The 18,738-nt window shown below is 45.9% G+C and carries 16 protein-coding genes; 15 read left to right on the top strand and 1 reads right to left on the bottom strand.

Features of this window, described 5'->3' with window-relative positions:
• Window positions 1–345 precede the first annotated feature (345 nt).
• The 8 genes from FYJ45_RS17635 to FYJ45_RS17600 all read left to right on the top strand — a co-directional run bounded on the left by FYJ45_RS17635 (window position 346) and on the right by FYJ45_RS17600 (window position 12,870).
• On the top strand, window positions 346–1,899 hold the full coding sequence (locus FYJ45_RS17635) for a response regulator transcription factor (RefSeq protein ID WP_154466207.1): 1,554 nt from the start codon (window positions 346–348) through the stop codon (window positions 1,897–1,899).
• A gap of 435 nt (window positions 1,900–2,334) precedes the next feature.
• The gene (locus FYJ45_RS17630) at window positions 2,335–3,276 is read left to right on the top strand and encodes an ABC transporter permease (protein WP_276925375.1); all 942 of its coding nucleotides are present in this window, start codon (window positions 2,335–2,337) and stop codon (window positions 3,274–3,276) included.
• 11 nt (window positions 3,277–3,287) lie between these two features.
• On the top strand, window positions 3,288–4,205 hold the full coding sequence (locus FYJ45_RS17625; RefSeq protein ID WP_154466205.1) for a carbohydrate ABC transporter permease: 918 nt from the start codon (window positions 3,288–3,290) through the stop codon (window positions 4,203–4,205).
• A 122-nt stretch (window positions 4,206–4,327) separates the two neighbouring features.
• Entirely contained in the window at window positions 4,328–5,989 is a 1,662-nt protein-coding gene (locus tag FYJ45_RS17620; RefSeq protein ID WP_195841868.1) for an extracellular solute-binding protein, read from the top strand.
• Window positions 5,990–6,064: 75 nt separating this feature from the next.
• On the top strand, window positions 6,065–8,113 hold the full coding sequence (locus FYJ45_RS17615; RefSeq protein ID WP_154466201.1) for a glycoside hydrolase family 31 protein: 2,049 nt from the start codon (window positions 6,065–6,067) through the stop codon (window positions 8,111–8,113).
• 178 nt (window positions 8,114–8,291) lie between these two features.
• Window positions 8,292–10,037: a sensor histidine kinase gene (locus FYJ45_RS17610; protein ID WP_154466199.1), complete on the top strand. Its 1,746-nt coding sequence runs from the start codon at window positions 8,292–8,294 to the stop codon at window positions 10,035–10,037.
• A 175-nt stretch (window positions 10,038–10,212) separates the two neighbouring features.
• Window positions 10,213–11,895: a M3 family oligoendopeptidase gene (locus FYJ45_RS17605; RefSeq protein ID WP_154466197.1), complete on the top strand. Its 1,683-nt coding sequence runs from the start codon at window positions 10,213–10,215 to the stop codon at window positions 11,893–11,895.
• 6 nt (window positions 11,896–11,901) lie between these two features.
• The gene (locus tag FYJ45_RS17600; protein ID WP_154466195.1) at window positions 11,902–12,870 is read left to right on the top strand and encodes a 3'-5' exonuclease; all 969 of its coding nucleotides are present in this window, start codon (window positions 11,902–11,904) and stop codon (window positions 12,868–12,870) included.
• Window positions 12,871–13,076: 206 nt separating this feature from the next.
• On the opposite strand, the gene FYJ45_RS17595 is transcribed toward FYJ45_RS17600, so the two are convergent.
• On the bottom strand, window positions 13,077–14,567 hold the full coding sequence (locus FYJ45_RS17595; protein WP_154466193.1) for a D-alanyl-D-alanine carboxypeptidase family protein: 1,491 nt from the start codon (window positions 14,565–14,567) through the stop codon (window positions 13,077–13,079).
• A gap of 471 nt (window positions 14,568–15,038) precedes the next feature.
• Between FYJ45_RS17595 and trmB the strand changes: the two genes are divergently transcribed.
• From trmB to mbhE, 7 genes are all read left to right on the top strand, one after another.
• A complete protein-coding gene (trmB, locus tag FYJ45_RS17590; RefSeq protein ID WP_154466191.1) occupies window positions 15,039–15,677 on the top strand; it encodes a tRNA (guanosine(46)-N7)-methyltransferase TrmB in 639 nt (212 codons plus the stop codon).
• Window positions 15,678–15,927: 250 nt separating this feature from the next.
• Window positions 15,928–16,248, top strand: a complete 321-nt coding sequence (trxA, locus tag FYJ45_RS17585; RefSeq protein WP_154466189.1) for a thioredoxin — start codon at window positions 15,928–15,930, stop codon at window positions 16,246–16,248.
• Window positions 16,249–16,324: 76 nt separating this feature from the next.
• Window positions 16,325–16,825, top strand: a complete 501-nt coding sequence (locus FYJ45_RS17580; protein ID WP_021633581.1) for a Na+/H+ antiporter subunit E — start codon at window positions 16,325–16,327, stop codon at window positions 16,823–16,825.
• Entirely contained in the window at window positions 16,822–17,157 is a 336-nt protein-coding gene (locus FYJ45_RS17575; protein ID WP_021633582.1) for a monovalent cation/H+ antiporter complex subunit F, read from the top strand. The genes FYJ45_RS17580 and FYJ45_RS17575 overlap by 4 nt, the downstream gene beginning before the upstream one ends.
• The gene (locus FYJ45_RS17570) at window positions 17,147–17,497 is read left to right on the top strand and encodes a cation:proton antiporter (RefSeq protein ID WP_021633583.1); all 351 of its coding nucleotides are present in this window, start codon (window positions 17,147–17,149) and stop codon (window positions 17,495–17,497) included. Before FYJ45_RS17575 ends, FYJ45_RS17570 begins: the two co-directional genes overlap by 11 nt.
• Window positions 17,498–17,518: 21 nt before the next feature.
• Window positions 17,519–17,785: a Na(+)/H(+) antiporter subunit B gene (locus tag FYJ45_RS17565; RefSeq protein WP_021633584.1), complete on the top strand. Its 267-nt coding sequence runs from the start codon at window positions 17,519–17,521 to the stop codon at window positions 17,783–17,785.
• The gene (gene mbhE, locus FYJ45_RS17560) at window positions 17,769–18,737 is read left to right on the top strand and encodes a hydrogen gas-evolving membrane-bound hydrogenase subunit E (RefSeq protein WP_154466187.1); all 969 of its coding nucleotides are present in this window, start codon (window positions 17,769–17,771) and stop codon (window positions 18,735–18,737) included. The genes FYJ45_RS17565 and mbhE overlap by 17 nt, the downstream gene beginning before the upstream one ends.
• Window position 18,738: the final 1 nt, after the last annotated feature.

Below are 18,738 nucleotides of genomic sequence, written 5' to 3'. Positions count from 1 at the left end.
GGCGGTTGACGGAAACCGTATTGGCAGTAACCGGCACAAGCTATTACCACAATAATAAGGATATAAGAACGGCTGGGATATTGACTATATAACCTTACCAACACATTTACGGACTAACACCAAAATATTAAATATTTTCAATAAATTATATGATATAAATATCTGGATATTCAAAGTTTTGACGGACAAAAATCGGGAAGAAGAAACATGGTACAACCATATTACCCAAATGCAAACAATATGAAATATATGCGCAGAGAGTTAAAAATACATGGTTTTATCAATATTGAATTATTTTCCTTCCTATAGTATGCTGTTTACAATAGGATACGGGGGAAGCAAAGCATGGATATCAGTGTATTAATCGTAGATGATGACAAATTAGTAGTGGATAAGCTTGTAGAAGGAGTAAACTGGACACAACTTGGTATCGGCACGGTGCTTACTGCATATAACATCAGGCAGGCCATGGAAATACTGAACGAGGTATCCGTAGATATCCTCCTGTCAGATATTGAGATGCCTCAGGGAAGCGGACTGGAGCTGCTGGAATGGGTACGGAATAAGGAAATACCTGTAGAATGTATTTTTTTAAGCAGCTATGCTTACTTTGCTTACGCACAGAAAGCAATTAATTTAAAGTCAAGGGAGTATATGCTCAAGCCCGTCTCCAACAGGGAACTTGAGGAGGCCTTGAGAAGTATTGTGGAAGTAATTAGCAAGAAACGTGAGGTCCAGGCAGAGGGGCAGGATAAAAGGGCGGCTTTTTGGGAGCGGTATCTGCTGCAGGAAAATGGGAATCCCGCTTTGCTGGAAAAGGCATACAGGGATGGAATCTGTTTGGCAGAGGCGGAATATAACCTGGAAATTATCAAGGCATTCCCGGATTCCGATATCAGAAAGAAAAAGGATCTGGTGTTGTATCATTTTGTCATTGAAAATATAGCTGCTGAATATCTGGAGGAGCATCAAATCAGTCTGGAGGCGGTTATCAGGGAAAGTGATTACGAGTGGGTGCTGGTTATACGGGGCAGCGGAACGCCGGAGCAGCTGAAGGAGGATTCCATTCAGCTGAAGGCCTGTCTGGATAAAGCGCTTCATATGAGAGTCTGTATCTATATGGGTTCGCCCGCTTTAGTCCAAAAGCTGGGAGAAAGCAAAAAAATCCTGGAGCAGATGGAACAGGAAGCCGTTCCCGGAGACAGTGGCATGCTGTATGAGGAGGAATGGGACAAAAGGGAAATTGCATATGTATCGCCGCCGTGGGAGATATGGGAAAAAGAAATGACGGCTTCAGATATGATTGAGGATACACAGGAAAAGCTGCTGTGCTTCCTGAAGGATCTCTGGGACAGGAACCAGGTAACGATTTCGGTTTTAGAACAGTTCAGAAGAGAAATGATGCAGATGATTTACCGTTACCTGAATAAGCAGGATGTGCTTATTACCAGGATCTTTGACGGCAAGGAGTTTGACGAGCATTATGAAAAGTCTGTTGCCACGCTTCCTGATATGGAAATGTTTATTAAGTATATATTCGAAAAGCTGGCAGGCTTTCAGCACCAGGATAACCGTCAGGAATCAGTTGTGGAACAGATGAAGCAGTATATTAATGAAAATCTGAAAGAGGACCTTTCCAGGAAGACGCTTGCAAAAGCTGTATATCTTTCTGAAGATTATGTCTCCAAGATTTTTACGAATGTAACAGGAATATCCATTCCCAATTATGTGGCTTCCTGCAGGATGCAGAAGGCGCAGGAGTTTTTGAAGTATTCTTCCCTGACTGTAAGCAAGATAGCCCTGGAGGTGGGGTACAGCAATTTCTCCTATTTCAGCAAAACCTTCCGGGACTATGCGGGATGTACGCCAAATGAGTACAGAAACAGGGTTAAGAATTAGTAGCAGTTAGTTTCTGAACGGTTACAGGAGTTAAGGTCAGTATATTATAAGAAAAATGATACTGTGGGAAAAACAGACGGCCGGAGAAAATTGTTCATATTCTGAACATATTTCCGGCTGTCTTCTTTTTTTTGTTATTTTCCGGGATTATGCATACTTTAACAATAAATTTTTGCACAGTTTTAATAAAGATTAACATTTTTAAGCTGTGAATAACAAAATTGTGTATTTTTTTATTATTCAGGTCTGCTGAAAAAACCTTTTTTTTGTTAACAGAAGAACTTAGAATTTATAGATAAATTGTTTGTGAAACTGTACAATGTACCCATAAATAAAAACAATTGTTTGTGTAATTGTTCAACAAAACTAATGACTAATATACTGATAGACGGAAAACAGCACAAAAATTGTAAATAAGAGGGAGTGAAGAAAAGAGTGGCACGACAGAAATCAGCAGTAAATGTTGCACAGCCGGTCAGTTTCGGAAAGAGGTTAAAAAGAAGCAGTTCCCTATATTTATTGATGCTTCCTTCTCTTGTGATTATGTTTCTATTTACCTATATACCGATGTACGGCGTAACCATTGCATTTAAGGATTTTATGCCTGCCCGGGGAATTATGGGAAGCAGCTGGGCAGGACTTAAGTATTTCAGGCAGTATTTTAATTCCTACCAGTTCTGGATTACCATTAAGAATACCCTGGTAATCAGTATCTACAGTATTATTGTTACCTTCCCGCTGCCGATTGCGCTGGCCCTGATGTGCAATCAGATGACAAGAAAAGGGTTTAAAAAGTTTTTCCAGGTATCCACATATCTTCCGCATTTTATATCCACCGTTGTTATGTGCGGTATGATTATCCTCTTCCTGTCTCCCAGCCAGGGGATTATAGCAAAGCTGCTGGGCTATCTTGGAATCACACTACCCAACCTTATGGGGCAGCCTTCCGCTTTTTCCAGCATTTATGTATGGACGGAAGCATGGCAGCATGTAGGATGGGACAGTATCCTTTATATAGCGGCCCTGTCAGCGATCGACCCTTCCCTGTATGAAGCGGCTACCATGGACGGCGCAAGCAAATGGCAGAAGCTTGTAAACATCGATATCCCGATGCTTCTTCCTACCGCAACAATCATGTTTATACTCCGTACCGGAAGCATTATGAGCGTTGGATTTGAAAAGGTTTATCTGCTTCAGAATACCCTGAACAGCAGTGCAAGTGAGATTATTTCCACTTATGTGTATAAGATGGGTCTGGTAAGCAGCCAGTATAGCCTGTCGGCGGCAATTGGCCTGTTCAACAACATAATAAACCTGGTATTGCTCCTTTCTGTGAATTATATTTCGAAGAAGATGAGTGATACTTCACTGGTATAGGGGGAAGAAAAATGGCGCGACAAAAAGAAATAGCCAGTACCGGAATAAAAGTCAGAAAATCAGCAAATGACAAAGTATTTGATTTTTTCCTTTATCTTCTGGCAGCTATCATCATAATAATTGTTTTGTATCCGATGTACTTCATTGTTATTGCTTCTATCAGCAATCCGGCGGATGTATCGGCAGGAAATATTGTATTGCTGCCCAAAGGAATCAATTTCAAAGGTTATATGAAGCTCGGGGAATATACGCAGCTTTGGGTCGGATATAAGAATACCATACTATATACATTATTAGGGACAGTGCTTTCCCTGGTGGTAAATATTCCGGCCGCGTATGCGCTTTCCAGAAAGGAATTATGCGGAAAGAAGCTGTTTACAATTTACTACCTGATCCCCATGTTCTTTACAGGCGGCCTGATACCTACCTATCTGGTAGTAAAGGATTTCAACCTGCTTGATAATTTCTGGGTAATGGTAGTTCCATTCTCTGTTATTACTTATTATATTATTGTGGCAAGGACGTTTTTTAACAACAGTATCCCGGATGATTTATGGGAAGCCGCCCAGATTGACGGCTGCGGCAACCTGAATTTCTTCTTCAAAATCGTTCTTCCCCTTTCCAAGGCGGTAATCGCGGTAATCGCGCTGTGGACGGCGGTTGGACAGTGGAATTCCTACTTTAATGCTTTGATTTACCTGAGAAGTCCCGAACTGCAGCCCCTGCAGCTTGTTTTGAGAAATATTCTGATAAGCAACCAGAAAATCAGCGCCATGACCACAGGCGCCGCCGCAGTTGAGGCAAAGCAGATGGCCGACCTGATTAAATATGCAATCATTGTAATATCCTCGGCGCCTATTATGTGTATGTACCCTTTTGTGCAGAAATACTTCAATCAGGGCGTTATGCTAGGTTCCCTGAAGGGATGAGAAAAATTACAGGCAGTCTGTCCGCTGAATGTGCGGACCTGCCTGAACTGTTTCAAAGGTATTACTTGCTTCGTAAGCAAATGTACATTATAAAATGTTATTAAAGAAAAGGAGAGATGAAAATGAGCTATTGGAAAAAAGCACTGAGTATTGGTCTGGCAGCAGTAATGACCGCATCCATGCTTGCAGGCTGCGGCGGAAGCGGCGGATCTGCAAAGGAGACGGCAGCATCGGGAGGGGATACTGCAGGAACCCAGGCTGCGGCGGATAATACGGCTTCAGAGGATATTCCTACCTATACAATCGCAACTGTTCGCTGGACGGATGCATGGCCTACTGATTTCCTGGAAAGCGGATTTATGAAGGAACTGGAAGAAAAGCATGGAATCAATATTGAGTGGCAGGTTTATTATGACAGTGATTGGCAGGAGCAGAAATCCCTTCTGCTGGCATCCGGGGACCTTCCTGATGCATTCTTTGGTTCTATCTGCCTGAAGGATACGGATATTGCCCAGAATAAGGACTATTTCCTGGAGCTTACCGACCTGATTGATCAGAATATGCCTAACCTGAAAGCAGTTTTTGAAAAAGAACCCGAGCTGCTGGCACGGGCAAAGGATCGTAATGGGGAAATCTACAGCCTTGTAAAGAAGCTGCCCTTAAGGCCTGAGGTATGCGGCAATGTTCTGTATATCAATAAGGACTGGCTGGATAATCTGGGGCTGGAAGTTCCCAAGACCTATGAGGAACTGGAAAGTGTACTGGAAGCATTTGCAACTCAGGATGCGGATGGAGACGGCGATCCCACAAATGAAATCGGAATTACCGGCAATGTAAGCTTATATACCTTAAGCGGATGTTTGAGAAGCTATCTGTCACCCTTTGGTACCATGGTAAGCAGGGATAACAACTATATGGGCCTTGTAGACGGGAAACCTGTATTCATGCCGGTGGAAGAAAACTATAAAGAATCAGTTAAATGGTTCAGCGACATGTATCAGAAGGGAATTATCGACCCTGAGTTCTTTACCCAGGAAGAATCCATGAGAAGAAGTAAACTGCAGGCAGAAGGCGGTTCACAGGTAGGCCTGGTTTCCGCATGGACTGCAGATGCTGAGACAGGTCTGAACGCAGGACAGTTCATTCCTCTTGAAGCCGTTACAGGACCTGATGGAAAACATCATGTTGAAAATGCGCAGAACTTCCTTGATATTTCTGACAGAGAGCTTTTAATCACAAAGAACTGTGAAAATCCTGAGAAGCTTCTTGCATGGGCGGATGATTTCTATACGGATCTGGCTTCACTGCAGACCTTCTACGGCTCCATTCCGGATCAGGTGAAGGATAACGGAGACGGCACCTATGAAGTACTTGTTCCTACTGACGGAAGTTCACTGGATACATCTGCATGGTCCAATTCCATGCGTGACTTCGGGCCGAAGTATATGAATCCTGAATTCTATGATAAGGTAAGCCTTCCTGCAGACCAGGGCGATGGAATCAAGCTGTCTGAGGACGCTGTCAACGGCAAATATGTTGCTGAGGACAATGTAGTCGCTTTCCCTATGGTAAAATACACAGATGAAGAACTGACACAGCTGACATCTCTTGGTACGGATATTTATAAATACGTGGAAGCACAGTTCGCACACTGGGTAGTTGACGGAGGCATCGATGAAGAATGGGATGCTTACCTGAAACAGCTGGATAACATGGGCTTACAGGATCTGCTGACAATTCAGAACCAGGCTTATGATGCATACCTTGAATCCATGGGCAAATAAATAATTACCGGGTGCATATCCTGTGGGGTGTGCACCCTGTTTTTAGCTGAAGAGCAGAGTAAGAAAGGATAAATTATGATTTTAGAAAAAAACAACTGTCTTATTTACCAATACGATAATGAAACAGTCCAGATCGAAGCATGGGGGAAGGATGCGGTCAGAATAAGGGCCACCATGAATGCTTCTTTTACCGGACATGACTGGGCGCTGGAGGAAAAGCCGGAGAGCCTGGGAGAAATACAGATATATGATGACAAGGATGCATCCGCTGTTGTCTATGCCAATATGTACAGCGGGAAAAATGAATCCTTTGGTTCCCTTACAAACGGGAAAATCACGGCAACAGTCAATGCGGACGGCGTAATCTCCTTCTATAACCAGGACAAAAAGCTTCTTCTTAAGGAGCAGTGGAAACGGCTGAAGGACACACCCAGTATGCCCTTAAATGTTTACGGCAGGGAATTTAAAGCTGTAGCGGGAGATTCCTTCCGTACAGTTTCCAGGTTTATAGCGGATGATGATGAAAAAATATTCGGAATGGGACAATATCAGCAGAAATATATGAATATGAAGGGCTGTATGCTGGAGCTGGCGCAGAGAAATTCCCAGGTAAGCGTTCCTTTTTATGTGTCCAGTATCGGTTACGGATTCCTATGGAATAATCCGGCGGTAGGCAGGGTAACCTTCGGTATAAACGGTACGGAGTGGCTTGCTGAATGTACGAAGGAGCTGGATTATCTTGTTATTGCAGGAGATACGCCGGCGGAAATAGAAGAAACCTATATGGGGCTTGTAGGTAAAGCGCCCATGATGCCTGATTATGGAATGGGCTTCTGGCAGTGTAAGCTGCGCTATCAGACACAGGAGCAGCTGTTGGAGGTTGCCAGGAAATACAAGTCACTGGGACTTCCTCTGGATGTGATTGTTGTGGACTTCTTCCATTGGACACAACAGGGCGAGTATAAATTTGATGAAAAATACTGGCCGGATGTCCCGGGAATGTGCAGGGAATTAAACGAGATGGGAATCAGGGTTATGGTTTCCGTATGGCCAACCGTGGATTACCGTTCGGAGAATTTCCAGGAAATGATGGAAAAAGGTTATCTGGTACGTACGGAAAGCGGTGTGCGCATTGCCATGACCTGCTTTGGCCAGGAGCTTTTCTTTGATGCTACAAACCCGGATGCCAGAAGCTATGTATGGAGCAAAATCAAACAGAACTACTGGGATAAAGGTGCAAGGCTGTACTGGCTGGATGTGGCGGAGCCGGAATACACTACCTATGACTATTCCAATTACAGATATCAGCTGGGAAGCGTAATGGAAGTAGGAAATATTTATCCGAAAATGTATACACAGGGCTTCTATGAAGGTATGAAGGAGCAGGGGGATGAAATGCCCGTAAACCTGGTTCGTTCCGCCTGGGCCGGCAGTGCGAAGTATGGCGCGCTTGTTTGGTCAGGTGATATTGTCAGCACCTTTGAATGCTTCCGCAGGCAGATGAGGGCGGGGCTTTCCATGGCCATGGCGGGAATACCCTGGTGGACAACCGATATCGGCGGTTTTCACGGCGCCAGAGGGGATGATCCTTCCTTCAGGAAGCTTTTTATCCGCTGGTTCCAGTATGCATGCTTCTGTCCGGTAATGCGCCTCCATGGAAACAGGGAGCCGCAGAAGGGCTTTGAAGGAGATGTGGTATCCGGAATCGGCCTGTTTGGATCAGGGGCGGATAACGAGGTATGGAGCTTCGGGGAGGAAGTCTTTGAAATCTGTAAGAAATATATGTTCCTGAGAGAAGCGCTCAGGCCTTATATAAAAGAACAGATGCTTTTGACCCATGAAAAGGGAACGCCTGTGATGAGACCTCTGTTTTATGATTTCCCTCAGGATAAAAAGGCATGGGAAGTGGATGACACCTATATGTTCGGTACGGACTTCTGCGTGGCACCGGTAATGGAAGAGGATGTATATGAAAGATCCGTATATCTTCCCCTGGGCTGCAGCTGGAAGGACGTATTCAGCGGTATCTGCTATGAAGGCGGGCGGACGGTTACCGTGGATGCCCCCATGGATAAAATTCCGGTGTTTATAAAGGCCGGAAGCAAATGGGAAATTAATGTGTAAAGTAAACCGTAACTGTAAAGGAACGGGACAGCTGCTGCAAACCAGTAATCGGCAGTCTGGAAACAGTTGCTTTGACTGCGGATAGCGATATAATAGAATTGAAGGAAATGCCTGGCAGGGAATCTTATGTGGTCTTTTTATCCTGCCAGGCAATTTTACTATTCCGGGAGGAAATGACATGGCGGAAAAAAATGAAAAGAAACATAAAAGTATGGGAAAGCTCACCATACAGGTCATGATTCCTGTAATTATTCTGTTTCTTGGAATTCTTGTGGTTATGTTCCAGAGCATGTTTGAAGCCAGACAGCTGGTATACCGTTATATCGAGGACACGGCAAGGCTCTATGTGGAACAGATTAATACGGATATTACTAAAATCAATTATGAAATTGTTACCCTCACGAGTAAAAAGGGGGAAGCGAACAACATACCTGCCGGAGTCAGGCCGGAAGACAGTCAGTATTACCCCATTCTTAATGAATTAGTGGAGCAGAACCGCAATCTGAAAATACGTTATAAGGAGCCATGCTGCTTTTTTGTTTATCTTGAGGAAGCAGATTTATTCATATCCGATAGCGGAAGCGTTTTCAAGGACAGCCAGAAACAGGGGCTCAGCAATGTTCTTATGGAAGAACTGCGAATGAGGAAAGGGGAGAGGACGCCTTATTCGCAATGGTATTTTGTCAATGACGGAGAACAGGATTATGTATTCAGCCGTTTTTCAAAGAATGGGATGACAATGGGATGCGCAATCAGGCTGGAGGAATTGTTTAATACGCTTCATATCAACAGCCTGGGCTATGAAGGAATTCCATATATCCTAGATAAAGATGGGACAATTTTTGTATCCTCCAGGGACAGGGATAAAATTGATCCGGAGACGCTGAAGCGGATTGCCGGGAAAAGGGCAGGAATCTTTTCGGAGAGCGTAATTTATTCCTTTCCTATCAGCGGAATCATAGGCGAAACCCGGGCATTTCATATAATGATATCACCAAGCGGCGGTATACTTGAAAAAATTATGCGCCTGCAGGTAATTCTTGTATTCCTTTCCATAGGAATTATCGTTGGATGCGCGCTGGTGATCAGGGTATACTATCAGAGTGTCCTCAGGCCTATGAAGCAGTTTGTAAACAGCCTGAAAAATACGGAGGAGGAGCAGTGGATCAATGAAAACGGAAACAACAATATTCTGGAGCTGGAAATGGCAAGCAAGGAGTTCAAGGGACTGCTGCGGAAAATAAAGGCGCTGAAAATCGACATTTATGAGAAGGAGCTTGCCCGCCAGAAAACGGAGCTGGAGGCTATGCAGATGCAGATTAAGCCCCATTTTTATCTGAACTGCCTGAGCCTGATTCACGGAATGGCCGATGTGGCTAAACAGGAAAAAATTGTTTATATAACATCAATTCTGTCAAATTACATGCGTTATGTCATGAGGGATGCCTTTGAGCCCAGACAGCTGAAGGAGGAAATCGAATTTATCCAAAACTATGTGGAAATTCAGCAAATCCGGTATGGAAAAGAGGCATTTTCCTTTGAAGTCATTATGGATAATAATATGGAGGAATATCTTGTCCCCACACTCATCATCCATAATTTTGTGGAAAACGCGATTACTCATGCCGTATCTCTGGATAACCATGTGGAGATTACCTTATACATTGTAAATGAAAACTATGAGGATGGTGAATATCTGTATATCTGTGTTTCCGACACCGGAAAAGGATTCCCGCCGGATATTCTGGAAGCAATTGAGCAGGATAAGCCTATTTATTATAATGACAGGAAGCACATCGGCATTCAGAATTCGCTGAAAAGGCTGAAAATCATGTACGGGGATAAGGCAAAAATAAATTTTACCAATATGGATGAGGGCTATGGAGCTGTTGTTGAAATAACCATTCCTGTGAAGAAGCCATAAAACAGTTAATTATTTCTTCGTGGACAGTAATCTGCGGCTTGCCGGGCGATGCATAAAGGCGCATAAATCAGCCGGTGTGTTTGACTATGCCCATAAAGTATTGTAAACTGAATTGTAGCTGTAAAGGATTTGAACAGCTGCACTGAATTTATAACAAAAACGGGAGGGCAGACAAATGAAATTTTCAGAAATGCCTTATGAAAGAGTGGATTTCAATAAGGTAGAGGAAGAATTCAAACAGCTGATGAAGGAGTTTGGGGAAGCTGCTACAGGGGAAGGACAGTTTGCCGTACATCAAAAATACTACCGGCTCAGGGATAAGGTGGATACGATGATGACCATTGCACAGATCCGCCATGACGTGAATACTGCCGATGCTTTTTACAGCGCGGAGCAGGATTACTATGATGAGCAGAGCCCGAAGTACAGCAACATGATCATTGAATATCAGACACTGCTGTATGATTCCCCTTACAGGAAGGAACTGGAGGAGAAAATAGGAGCCGTGGCCTTTAAGAACATGGAGCTTGCCAGAAAATCCATGGATGAGATATTGATTCCCCTGCTCCAGGAAGAAAACGCGCTTACCACAACCTACGAAAAAATTCCGGCGGAGGCCGAATTTGACTGGGATGGGGAAAAAGTAAATATCTCACGGATCAAGGCCTACATGAAGGATACGGATCGAAGCATCCGGAAGAAGGCCTGGGATAAGCTGTCCGCCTTCTTTTTGGAGCATGAGAAGGAGCTGGACGATATCTATGACAAGCTGGTGAAAAACCGCACGGAGCAGGCCCGGAAAATGGGTTATGAGAACTATGTGGAGCTGGGCTATTACCGCATGGGACGCAACTGTTATGATAAGGATGCGGTGGAAGCCTTCCGGAAGCAGGTAAAGGAGGATTTCGTCCCCTTTGTGGAGAAGCTTCATGACAGAAGGAGAGTGCGTCTGGGCCTGGAGAAGCTTTCCTTTATTGATGAGGGTGTTTATTTTAAGGATGGTAATCCCAAGCCCACAGGAACGCCGGAGGAAATCCTGGCGGCAGGGCAGCGGATGTACAGCGAGCTTTCCGTGGAAACAAAGGAATTCTTTGATTTCATGAGGGAAAATGAGCTGTTTGATGTGCTGGGCCGTAAAAATAAGAGGGTGGGAGGCTACATGACCTACCTTCCCGTATATCAGGCGCCCTTTATTTTTGCCAATTTCAATGGAACCAGCGGAGATGTGGATGTGATCACCCATGAATGCGGACATGCATTCCAGGGGTATTTGTCCGGTAAAGATCCCATCCGCGAGCACAGCGATATTACGATGGAGACGGCGGAATGCCATTCCATGTCCATGGAATTTTTCACGGAAAAATGGATGGACTGGTTTTTCGGAGATAAGGCGGATGCTTACAGGGAAATGCATTTTGAAGATGCGATGATGTTTATTCCCTATGGCTGTATGGTGGATGAGTTCCAGCATATTGTTTACGAAAGCCCTGAGCTGACCCCGGCGGAGAGGAAGGAAGCCTGGAGCAGGCTGGAGAAGGAATATAAGCCTCATCTGGATTATGAAGGAGATCCCTTCTTCGGAAACGGCGGTTTCTGGCAGCAGCAGCACCATATTTACAGCTTCCCCTTCTACTATATTGACTATGTAATTGCACAGACGGTTGCCTTTGAATATAAGCTGTGGATGGATGAGGATTTTGATGCGGCCTGGAAGAGCTATCTGAAGCTGTGCAGGCTGTCCGCTTCGGACTTTTTTACGAACATGATAAAGGAAGCGGGGCTGAAGCTTCCCTTTGAGGAAGGCTGTATGAAGGAAATCGCGGAGAAACTGGAAAAGAAGCTGATGAAAGAAGCATAATATTGTATGAATTATATTATCTTGGACCTGGAATGGAATCAGGGAAACGAACAGAAGGAAAAACAGCTGAAGGAGCTGCCGTTTGAAATTATTGAAATCGGTGCGGTGAAATTAAACAGCCGCATGGAAATATGCGATAGCTTCCATGAGCTGATACGGCCGCAGGTTTATAAGGAAATGCATTATATGACAAAGAAGCTCCTCCAGCTTGATATGGATGAGCTTCAGGACAGCCGCGACTTCCCTGAGGTAATACGCAGTTTCCTTGCCTGGTGCGGGACTGAGGAGTTTATGTTCGGCACCTGGGGGCCGCAGGATTTGACGGAGCTTCAGCGGAATATGAAATATTTCGGTCTGCCGCCGCTCAGTCCCAGGCCCCTGAAGTTCTATGACGTCCAGAAGCTGTTCAGCATTGCCTTTGAGGATAAAAAATCCCGCCGCAATCTGGAATATGCGGTGGATTATCTTGCCTTATCCAAAGATGTCCCGTTCCACAGGGCATTGAGCGACGCCTACTATACGGGCCGGGTGCTGGAAAAAATCAAGGATCCGCAGGTACTGCAGAAGGTTTCCTTTGACGGCTTCAACGTCCCCCATAATAAGAGGGATGAGATTCATATAGTTTTTGATGATTATGCGAAGTATATTTCCAGGGAGTTCAGTGATAAAGGAGAGCTTCTTGCGGATAAAGAGGTGGCTTCCACAAAGTGCTATCTGTGCCACCGCAACCTGAAAAGAAAAATCAGATGGTTCACTCCCAACGGAAAGCATTATTACAGTGTTTCCTATTGTGAGAAACATGGATACATGAAGGGGAAAATCCGTATCAGGAAGGCGGATGACGATGGGGTTTATGCGGTAAAGACCATGAAGTTCATTTCCGAGGAGGAGGCCGCTGAGATTTTCCAGAAAAAAGAAAGGGCGCGGGAGATACGCAGGATCAAGCGCCATAAAGAGGCAGCAGGGGAGGAATAATCCCCTGCTGTTTTAAATTTGGTGCGTTAACCGGAGGATAGTTAAGATAATTTCAGTCCCGGATAACCAGGCAGAAGGGATGTCCGCCAGGATCGGGCAGCGTAATCCATTTACTGCCGCCATACTGGGCAGCTGCGGGCCTGGCATCCGGACGGACAGCCTTTACCAACGCTTCATGCAGCGCCTTCTTACCTTTAAAGAAAGGATTAATACCCGTCAGGTCCCTTCGTATATCTGTCAAAATCAATGGTACTGGTTTTCCGCCGTTTGCTGCGTTTCAGGCTGATTTTCCGCCTTTTTCCAAAGCTGTAGTTCCCTATGAGGGAAATGACATATATTATCAGGAACAATACCAGAACAGCGATAGCGACGCCAATCAGGATTAGCTTGATATTAATATAGTAAACCTTTCTCGGAGCAACACTTGGTTTCGTCGTCTTATCGGAAGAGGTTACCTTCTGAGGGACCATTTCAATGGAGGCGCTTCCGACAAAGGTGCCGTTATAGGTAAAATCAATTTTTACCGCAGTACCCTTTGCGCTGTCGTCATAGTTCAGGCTGGATTCCAAATCCTTATAATCCGCGGTGTTGGGGAGGACAATGATATCCGAGGGATTGATGGTGAGCAGCGGAGAAGAATTTCCAAACACATCGCTGTCCGATTCAAAAAAGCTGTTATTCCCCACGGCGTATCTGGTGTCCGCTTCTGAGACATTAACCGCGCGGAAATTGCTGAAACCGTAATTAAACAATTCTATGGTATCCGTGTACTGCGCGGGTGATTCTTCCTTCAGAATCACGCATATGAGCTTGAGCCCATCCTTCTGCGCGCAGGATACAAGGGTCTGCCTGGCTTCGGAGGTATAACCGGTCTTGCTGCCCACAAGGTATTCGTAGGCATAGGTTTTACCGGGATACAGCTGGTTCTTGCTATGGATATTCATTTCCTGGCTGACGGTTGCAGAAGCGGGGATGGTGTAATTGGCCGTATCCGACATTTTGCACAGCAGGTCATTGGAAAAAAAAGCGCGTGCGATGAGCGCCAGATCATAGGCCGAGGTGTAGTGATTCTCATCAAAGGTTCCATTTGTGGTCACAAAATGGGAATCCCTGCAGCCAAGCTCCCTGGCCCTCTGATTCATCAGATCCACAAAGGCGCCCATGCTTCCGCTGATGTGTTCGCCGATGGCGTTGCCCACCTCATTGGCGGAGCCTACGAGCAGGCCGTATAGCGACTGCTCCATGGTGATCTGCTCTCCCGGCTTAATGCCGATGTTGGAATCCGTCTGCCAGTCAATGCTTGCGACCGCTTCATTGGAGTAGGTTACAATATCGTCAAGAGGACAGTTCTCGATTGCGATCAGGGCAGTCAGGATTTTCGTAACGCTGGCGGGATAGAGCTGATCATGGATATTTTTTTCATAAAGAATGGCTCCGGTATTAGATTCCATAATTATGGCGGCCTGTGCCCCGATCAAGGGCCCTGCGGGCCAGTTTTCCCACTCATTGGACTGGACGGGAAGCTCTTTGCGGGCTTCTGCCTCCTCCTGAAAGCTGTTGCCGCCGGCAGCAGGCGTTGCTGCCGCAGTCAGGGGAGCGGAAAGAAAAAGTACCGGTAATAAGAGCAGAGAGGACAGAAAACACACAACGCTGCGGCCTGTCCTGATATGGATAAGAGAAGATAACTTCATTAACATCACCTTTATTCCTGCATAAACGGACCGATGGAGCAAAGGGCTAAATTCCGGGCCGTATACAGTTTTTTCCGTGCCGGATAAAAGAAATGCGGCCCAAAAGACAGACTTACCGCATTTTTTATCTGCTAGTATACATTTTTACCGCTTTCATCATACACTATCCGGCAATAAATTTTAAGGGCTTTAAGGAAAAATTCATAAAGTTTATCCCGTCGGCGCTGCAGTTCCCACCCCATATGTGCTTCAGCCGCCGCGGTCCTGCCTCCCGGCTGAAGCACATATGGGGTGGGAACTGCAGCGCCTCCCGAATTCATGATTATGATACAGCTTCTTTTCAATCAGGGTAAGTTAGTGTAAAATAGAAAAGAGAAAATTGTAAGCAAAAAGACAGGGTAAAATCCCGCATATTGTGGTTTTGTAGCTGGGGAGGTACTGAACGGTTACGCGGGTTCATAAATAAGGAGGAAAGTAATGAGACTGAAAAATGTACCAGGTTCCAGGGAGGTAATCGCAGAGAGTCATTTTGTGATACATAACCCGGAGGAGAACAAGGGAAAATGGGCCGGGGTGTTCGGAAATGATGCGCCGCTTCATATTGAAATAGGAATGGGCAAGGGCAGGTTCCTCATGGATATGGCAAAGCTGCACCCGGAGGTGAATTATGTGGGAATTGAGAAATATTCCAGCGTGCTGTTGCGAGCCATACAGAAGATGGAGGAGGAAGAGCTTCCCAATGTCAGATTTATCCGCATGGACGCGGAAGAAATCACCAATGTATTCGGCAGGGGAGAGGTGGAGCGGATTTATTTGAATTTTTCCGATCCTTGGCCGAAGGACAGGCATGCGAAGCGGCGTCTGCCTTCCAGGCAGTTTCTGGCGCGGTATGATGAAATCCTGAAAAAGGATGGGACAATTGAGTTCAAGACGGACAACAGGCTGCTCTTTGATTTTGCGCTGGAGGAGCTGGAGCCGGCAGGCTGGAGGGCGGATGTTGTGACATTCGATCTGCATGGGGATGAGAAGCTTGTGCAGGGGAATGTGATGACGGAATATGAAGAACGCTTTTCTTCCATGGGAAATCCGATTTGTAAATATATTATCAGAAGGTAATGCCCGTCATATTTTTTCTGGTGATTCACAGGCATTTTATGTATTTTCCCCAAGAGCATTCCCCCACAGGAGGAGTGCTTTTTGTGTATTTTAACAATTTTTCTCCTTGCAAAGCGGAATTATATGTAATATGCTAAAGGCATGGGAAAATCCATTGGATTTTCCGCCAGTAAGACCGTCCTGGTATGGAAACAATAAAAACGGTCAAAACTATAATAACAAAAGAGTCATAGGACAAGGAGGCAGACAAATGGAATATAAATTTACATCAGCAGATTTTGAGAAGGAAGTGCTGCAATCGGACAAGCCGGTGCTTGTGGATTTTTTTGCAGACTGGTGCGGCCCCTGTAAGATGATGGCGCCGGTGGTGGAGCAGCTGGCGAAGGAACTGGAAGGGAAAGCCAAGGTCGGCAAGCTGAATATTGATGAGAATATGGACATCGCTGAGAAATACCGTGTTATGAATATCCCCACCTTCCTTATTTTCAAGGACGGGCAGGAGAAGGAAAGAATTGTTGGCGCAGTATCCAAGAATGAATTGAAAAACAAACTGGAGCAGACGTTGGCTTAACAGCCAGCGTCCGTTTTCTCATGGCGTTATGCCGTGTTTTGGAAGGTAAGCCGCGGCGGTGAGGAGCCGGGCGGTTATGAGTTTAAAGTTGAGGGGAAATGGGTTTATGTACATACTCTTTTTTTTGCTGTGGGTGCTTTTTAACGGACAGGTCACATTGGAAATCGTCCTGTTTGGAATCGTCATTGCGGGGGCGGTCTATGCCTTCTGCTGCAAATTTCTGGACTACAGCCCCGGGAAGGACTGGATGATACTGAAGAAATCAGGATACATCCTCGCTTATCTTGGGGTTCTTATCTGGGAAATCATCAAAGCCAATGCGGCAACTCTCAAGCTTATTGTTTCTCCACATACCAGGGTCCATCCTGTAATCGTCCGCTTCCGCGCGGATTTAAGGACAAGGACGGCCCGGGTGCTGCTGGCCAATTCCATCACGCTTACGCCGGGGACGATCACAGTAGCCCTGGAGGATAATGAATATACGGTACACTGTCTGGACAGGCGCTTTGGCGAAGGCCTTGCGGACAGTTCCTTTGTGCGTTTGCTGCACAAAATAGAAGGGCAGGTGGCACAATGACCGGTTTGGAGCAGGCATATGAAACAGTATTTACGGCGGCGCTTGTCTTTCTGGGAGTCATGCTGCTGCTGTGCCTGATAAGGGCGGTGCGCGGGCCGCGTGTGGCGGACCGGCTGGTGGCCGTGAATATGATGGGAACCATGGTTATGGTTATGATAGCTATCCTTGCCCTCCTGATGAAGGAAGGATATCTGGTGGATATCTGTATCATTTATGCCATGATAAGCTTTTTGGCGGTAATCGTACTGACCAAGGTTTATATGGGTGTTTACCGCGAAAGGAAGGATCGGGAAAAAGAGGAAGGTAAGGAGGAAGCGGCTCATGAATCTTGAAATACTTCGTTTTATTATAGGAACCATTGTCCTGATAATCGGCCTGCTTACCTTTGCCCTTGAGGTTTTCGGTTCCTATCGTTATGAATTTGTACTCAACAGGATGCATGCGGCGGCGCTGGGGGATACCCTGGGAATCGGGATATCGCTCACGGGGCTGATTATTTTTTCGGGACTGAATTTTACCAGCCTGAAAATGCTGCTTGTCATCGTTTTTTTATGGTTTGCGTCTCCGGTTTCTTCTCATCTGATCTCCCGTCTGGAGGTCATGACGGATGAAACGCTGCCGGAACACTGCGAGCTTGATTACCTGAAAGAGGAAGAGCGGGAAGAAGCTTAAGGAAATAGGAAGGAGATTGCTATGCAGACATTTACATATCTGTTGATGGGCTTTCTGGTGATTTGCGCGGTTTCTGTGAGCTTTTCCAAGAACCTGCTTAATTCCATCTTGATATTCATGTCCTACAGCCTGGTCATGTCGATTATATGGATTCTCCTGGAATCGCCGGATCTGGCAATTACGGAGGCCGCCGTAGGGGCCGGCGTCACCAGCGTGCTTTTCTTTGTAACGCTGAAAAAAATCCATGCAATCCGGAGGGAGGACGACGAAAATGACGGAAAAGAATAGCAGCCGTTTTTCCCGGTGGTTTTATGGGGAAGAGGATCCGTTGCTGGGACGGGTGGAAATGCAGCCGCAGAAGGAATATGTGGAAGAGGAAGCCAGCGTCCAGGAAAGGATGCGGGAGCATCAGCAGCTGCAGGAAAAAGTATATGATATGGAGCATAACAAGAAGCTCCTTCTTTTTAATAAGGCCTACCGTGTGATGGCGGTGGTTTTCTGTATCTGCCTCATTGCCATTATGCTTGTGGCGGTTTCCTATCTTCCCAGGACGGGAAATGCGGCCAATCCTGACAACAACGAGGTTTCGGAGCGGTATATCACAAAGGGTCTTCAGGAAACAGGGGCGGTGAATATCGTTACGGGAATGATCCTGGATTACCGTGCCTTTGATACCTTCGGCGAATCCAATGTGCTTTTTATTGCAACGATTACGGTGCTGATTCTGCTGCGTATTGATAAAAAGGAGAAGAAAGAGGGCGACGGTCCCGATACTTCCATGACCCAGTCGGAGGCCGAAGCCAACGACAGGATCTATGAGCCGAAAAATGATCTGATTCTGCAGAAGGTGGCGGGCTTTCTTGTTCCGCTCATCATGATTTTCGGTATTTATGTCATACTGAACGGACATCTGTCCCCCGGCGGCGGTTTTTCCGGCGGCGCGATTATCGGTGCGGGACTGATTTTATACCTGAATGCTTTCGGCTTTGCCAAAACGGAGCGGTTTTTTACAGAAAAAACCTATAAGTGGATCTGCTTCGGTGCGCTGACCTGTTACTGTCTGGCCAAAAGCTATTCCTTTTACATGGGAGCCAATCATCTGGAAAGCGGAATTCCGCTGGGGACGCCGGGGGCTATTTTAAGCAGCGGGCTGATACTGGTCCTGAATATCTGCGTCGGCCTGGTGGTGACCTGCACCATGTACGCGTTTTATGCCTTATTCCGGAAGGGGGGATTCTAGG

Source organism: Eisenbergiella porci, assembly GCF_009696275.1.
Lineage (GTDB): Bacteria > Bacillota > Clostridia > Lachnospirales > Lachnospiraceae > Eisenbergiella > Eisenbergiella porci.
This window is presented reverse-complemented; position numbering and strand designations above follow the sequence as displayed.

Bases quoted from the DNA above. Each gene is read 5' to 3' on its own strand.
- FYJ45_RS17635 (WP_154466207.1), top strand. From the start codon at position 346: ATGGATATCAGTGTATTAATCGTAGATGATGACAAATTAGTAGTGGAT.
- FYJ45_RS17625 (WP_154466205.1), top strand. From the start codon at position 3,288: ATGGCGCGACAAAAAGAAATAGCCAGTACCGGAATAAAAGTCAGAAAA.
- FYJ45_RS17620 (WP_195841868.1), top strand. From the start codon at position 4,328: ATGAGCTATTGGAAAAAAGCACTGAGTATTGGTCTGGCAGCAGTAATG.
- FYJ45_RS17615 (WP_154466201.1), top strand. From the start codon at position 6,065: ATGATTTTAGAAAAAAACAACTGTCTTATTTACCAATACGATAATGAA.
- FYJ45_RS17610 (WP_154466199.1), top strand. From the start codon at position 8,292: ATGGCGGAAAAAAATGAAAAGAAACATAAAAGTATGGGAAAGCTCACC.
- FYJ45_RS17605 (WP_154466197.1), top strand. From the start codon at position 10,213: ATGAAATTTTCAGAAATGCCTTATGAAAGAGTGGATTTCAATAAGGTA.
- FYJ45_RS17600 (WP_154466195.1), top strand. From the start codon at position 11,902: ATGAATTATATTATCTTGGACCTGGAATGGAATCAGGGAAACGAACAG.
- FYJ45_RS17595 (WP_154466193.1), bottom strand. From the start codon at position 14,567: ATGTTAATGAAGTTATCTTCTCTTATCCATATCAGGACAGGCCGCAGC.
- trmB (WP_154466191.1), top strand. From the start codon at position 15,039: ATGAGACTGAAAAATGTACCAGGTTCCAGGGAGGTAATCGCAGAGAGT.
- trxA (WP_154466189.1), top strand. From the start codon at position 15,928: ATGGAATATAAATTTACATCAGCAGATTTTGAGAAGGAAGTGCTGCAA.
- FYJ45_RS17580 (WP_021633581.1), top strand. From the start codon at position 16,325: ATGAGTTTAAAGTTGAGGGGAAATGGGTTTATGTACATACTCTTTTTT.
- FYJ45_RS17575 (WP_021633582.1), top strand. From the start codon at position 16,822: ATGACCGGTTTGGAGCAGGCATATGAAACAGTATTTACGGCGGCGCTT.
- FYJ45_RS17570 (WP_021633583.1), top strand. From the start codon at position 17,147: ATGAATCTTGAAATACTTCGTTTTATTATAGGAACCATTGTCCTGATA.
- FYJ45_RS17565 (WP_021633584.1), top strand. From the start codon at position 17,519: ATGCAGACATTTACATATCTGTTGATGGGCTTTCTGGTGATTTGCGCG.
- mbhE (WP_154466187.1), top strand. From the start codon at position 17,769: ATGACGGAAAAGAATAGCAGCCGTTTTTCCCGGTGGTTTTATGGGGAA.